Raw genomic sequence first — 3,573 nt, 5'->3', positions numbered from 1 at the left:
CCCCACGGCCACCGCCGCCCCGGCCCCGTCGGCTGGCGGCGACTTCGCCACCACGATGCGGGTGAAGAAGCGAAACGGGACGGCGGAGCCCGTGGACCTCAACAAGATCGTCCGCGCGGTGGGCAAGTCCTGCGTGGGCCTGTCGCGCGTGGACGTGATGCGCGTGGCCACGAAGACCATCAGCGGCCTGTACGACGGCGCCACCACGCGCGAATTGGACGGGCTGTCCATCCAGACCGCCGCGGCCCTCATCGTGGAGGAGCCCGAGTACGCGCGGCTCTCCGCGCGCCTGCTGTCCACCTTCATCCAGAAGGAGGTCAGCAACCAGGACATCCAGTCCTTCAGCCAGTCCGTCGCCGCGGGCCACAAGCACGGCCTCATCGCGGAGCGCCTGCTCACCTTCGTCCAGGCCAACGCGCGCAAGCTCAACGCCGCCATCGACCCGGTCCGCAACGACCTGTTCGAGTACTTCGGCCTGCGCACCGTCTACGACCGCTACCTGCTGAAGAACCCGCAGACGCGCGAAGTGATTGAGACGCCCCAGGACTTCTTCCTGCGCGTGGCGTGCGCGCTCTCCGGCGACAACGCGCGCGAGGCCATCGAGCTCTACCGCCTGTTCAGCTCGCTGGAGTACCTGCCCAGCTCCCCCACCCTGTTCAACTCCGGCACGCGCCACGAGCAGCTCTCCAGCTGCTTCCTGCTGGACTCGCCCGCGGACGAGCTGGACGCCATCTACAAGAAGTACTCGGACATCGCGATGCTGTCGAAGTTCTCCGGCGGCATCGGCGTGGCGTACAGCCGCGTGCGTGCGCGCGGGTCGCTCATCAAGTCCACCAACGGCCACTCCAACGGCATCGTCCCGTGGCTCAAGACGCTGGACGCGTCCGTGGCGGCGGTGAACCAGGGCGGCAAGCGCAAGGGCGCGTGCTGCGTGTACCTGGAGACGTGGCACGCGGACATCGAGGACTTCCTCGAGCTGCGCGACAACACCGGTGACGAGGCCCGCCGCGCGCACAACCTGAACCTGGCCAACTGGGTGCCGGACCTGTTCATGCGCCGCGTGGAGGCCGACCAGGAGTGGAGCCTCTTCGACCCGAAGGCCACCCCGCACCTCACCGACCTGTTCGGCGACGCCTTCGAGAAGGCCTACGCGGAGGCCGAGGCGCAGGGGCTCGCCGTGCGCAAGGTGAAGGCGCGCGACCTGTACGCGCGGATGATGAAGGTGCTCGCCCAGACGGGCAACGGCTGGATGACCTTCAAGGACATCGCCAACCGCAAGAGCAACCAGACGGGCCAGCCGGGCAACGTCATCCACCTGTCCAACCTGTGCACCGAAATCCTGGAGGTCACGAGCCAGGGTGAGACGGCGGTGTGCAACCTGGGCTCGCTCAACCTGAGCCGCATGGTGAAGGACGGGAAGTTCGACTTCGACCAGCTGCGCGCCAACGCGATGCTCGCGCTCAAGCAGTTGGACCGCGTCATCGACCTCAACTACTACCCCATCACCACCGCCGCGGACTCCAACCGCCGCTGGCGCCCGGTGGGCCTGGGCCTGATGGGCCTCCAGGACGTCTTCTTCCAGCTGCGTCTGCCCTTCGACTCCGTGGAGGCGCGCAACCTGTCGAAGAAGATCTCCGAGGAGATCTACTACGCGGCGCTCGTCACCTCGTCGGACCTCGCGGAGCAGTTCGGCGCCCACCCGGCCTTCCCGGAGACGCGCGCCGCCAAGGGCGAGCTCCAGTTCGACAGCTGGGGCATCGTCCCGGAAGACACGCTGCGCTGGGACGCGCTGCGCTCGCGCATCATGAAGGTGGGCCTGCGCAACTCGCTGATGATCGCCATCGCGCCCACGGCCACCATCGCCTCCATCGCCGGCTGCTACGAGTGCATCGAGCCGCAGGTGTCCAACCTCTTCAAGCGCGAGACGCTGTCGGGCGACTTCCTCCAGGTGAACCGCTACCTGGTGCGCGACCTGCAGCAGCTGGGCCTCTGGAACGAGTCCACGCGCAACCGCATCAAGATGGCGGAAGGCAGCGTGCAGGACCTCACGGAGCTGCCCGAGGAGCTGCGCGCCATCTACCGCACGGCGTGGGAGGTGCCCATGCGCTCGCTGCTGGACATGGGCGCGGACCGCGGCGCCTTCATCGACCAGAGCCAGTCGCTCAACCTCTTCGTGGAGACGCCCAACATCGGGAAGCTGTCCTCGATGTACTTCTACGCGTGGCAGAAGGGGCTGAAGACGACGTATTACATGCGCTCGCGCCCGGCGACCCGCATCGCGAAGACGACCGTGAACCAGGGCGGCCCCACGGTGTCGGCCACGCCCACGCCCGCACCCGCGCAGGTGATGTCCCAGGTCGTCACCGCGGAAGCCGAAGCCGTGGCGTGCTCGCTGGAGAACCCCGAGGCGTGCGAGGCGTGCCAGTAGTCGCGGGCCCGCGTCGTTCCCTTCGCCCCATCCGTCCCGTGCCGTCTTTTGTAAGGGAGTGCTGAAGCAATGCTGCTCGATCCGGGAATGAACCTGACGCTGCGCCCCATGGCGTATCCCGTCTTCTTCGAGATGTACCGCAACGCCATCAAGAACACCTGGACGGTGGAGGAGATCGACTTCTCCACGGACCTGGTGGACCTGCGCTCGAAGATGACGGACGCGGAGCGTCACCTCATCCACCGGCTGGTGGCCTTCTTCGCCACGGGCGACTCCATCGTCGGCAACAACCTGGTGCTCAACCTCTACAAGCACCTGAACGCGCCTGAAGCGCGCATGTACCTGTCGCGCCAGCTCTACGAAGAGGCGCTGCACGTCCAGTTCTACCTGACGCTGCTGGACAGCTACATGCCGGACCCGGCCGAGCGCGCGAAGGCGTTCGCGGCGGTGGACAACATCCCCTCCATCCAGCGCAAGGCGCGCTTCTGCATGAAGTGGATGGACAGCATCCAGTCCATGGACCAGACGCGCTCGCGCGGGGACCGGCGCCAGTTCCTGCTGAACCTCATCTGCTTCGCGGGCTGCATCGAAGGCCTCTTCTTCTTCGCGGCCTTCGCGTACGTGTACTTCCTGCGCAGCAAGGGCCTGCTCAACGGCCTCGCCGCCGGCACCAACTGGGTGTTCCGCGACGAGAGCGCCCACATGGCGTTCGCCTTCGAGGCCATCCAGACGGTGCGCAAGGAGGAGCCGGACCTCTTCGACGCGAGCCTGGAGCGCGACGTGGTGCAGATGCTGCGCGAGGCGGTGGAGTGCGAGACGCAGTTCGCCCAGGACGTGCTGGGCGGCGGCGTGATGGGCCTGTCGGTGCAGGAGATGCGCGGCTACCTGGAGTACGTGGCCGACCAGCGCCTCCAGATGCTGGGCATGTCCCCCATCTTCCACACCAAGAACCCGCTGCACTTCATGGACCTGCAGGACGTGCAGGAGCTCACCAACTTCTTCGAGCGCCGCGTGTCGTCCTACCAGGTGGGCGTGGGCGTGGGCGCCGCGAACGACGTCGTCTTCGACGCCGCCTTCTAGCCTCCCCTCCCCTCCGCCTCCCCACGCCAAGCCGTGCCCCGCTCACGCGAGGCACGGCTTTCGTG

Annotated in this window: 2 protein-coding genes; both read left to right on the top strand. The window is 67.1% G+C overall.

The features are described 5' to 3' along the window. Window positions 1-2,428 (top strand): ribonucleoside-diphosphate reductase subunit alpha (locus D7V93_RS40210; protein WP_244237799.1); only part of this gene is annotated, 2,428 nt, incomplete at its 5' end. Between the two features lie 69 nt (window positions 2,429-2,497). Continuing rightward, a complete protein-coding gene (locus D7V93_RS40205) occupies window positions 2,498-3,508 on the top strand; it encodes a ribonucleotide-diphosphate reductase subunit beta (protein ID WP_120628867.1) in 1,011 nt (336 codons plus the stop codon). Window positions 3,509-3,573: the final 65 nt, after the last annotated feature.

This window comes from Corallococcus llansteffanensis (assembly GCF_003612055.1).
Taxonomy (GTDB): Bacteria; Myxococcota; Myxococcia; order Myxococcales; family Myxococcaceae; genus Corallococcus; species Corallococcus llansteffanensis.
Note: the sequence above shows the minus strand (reverse complement) of the source record. Positions and strands in the feature narration are given on the sequence as shown.

Coding starts and splice junctions, on each gene's coding strand:
- D7V93_RS40205 (WP_120628867.1), top strand. CDS start 2,498: ATGCTGCTCGATCCGGGAATGAACCTGACGCTGCGCCCCATGGCGTAT.